The 518-nt window shown below is 44.4% G+C and carries 1 pseudogene; it reads right to left on the bottom strand.

Annotation, left to right across the window (positions count from 1 at the left end):
- Nucleotides 1-517 (bottom strand): annotated as a pseudogene (locus ACFIJL_RS09950) (phage tail protein); the annotation flags it as partial.
- Between the last annotated feature and the right edge of the window lies 1 nt (nt 518).

The raw sequence follows: 518 nt of genomic DNA, 5'->3' as shown, positions 1-518 counted from the left end.
CGGTAATTTCTTCTAACAAGACAGAAGTGGATTTGAGTTTTCCAGAAGTGTTTTTGACAGAAATGCCAAGCGCTTCAAAGCCCATCATGCCTCTTTTTTGTCCGGCATAGGCTTGTGCCGAACGCCTATTTAAAACCGCTAAGGATTGTTGAAAAAGTTCGGCAGAAGTGCCTGAATTATCGGCTGCATCACCCCATAATTGAAGTGATGCAACACTCATATTTAAATGGTGTGATGCGTGATAAAGACTATCGCCCAGATGCATGGTTTTCATGGTGAGGGCGGCTACACTTGCCACAAGACCACCACCAGCAAGCCCTAAGACACCGGTAAAGACTGAAGCACGGCTTGCCGCCACTCCAAGAGCACTTTGAACACCATGAAGGCTTTTTGTCATGTTTTTGACAGCAGCAGAAAAGCGCGGAATACCCAAACTATGTGAGAGTGTTTTTGACAATGTATCGAATTTTTTTTGAAGATGTTTGAGAGGTGCGGTGAGTTTGTCTTCAAGAGACAAT

It is taken from the genome of Bartonella sp. TT119HLJHH, from assembly GCF_042193385.1.
GTDB lineage: Bacteria > Pseudomonadota > Alphaproteobacteria > Rhizobiales > Rhizobiaceae > Bartonella.
The sequence above is the reverse complement of the archived record's forward strand: the minus strand, read 5'-3'. Positions and strand labels throughout refer to the sequence as shown.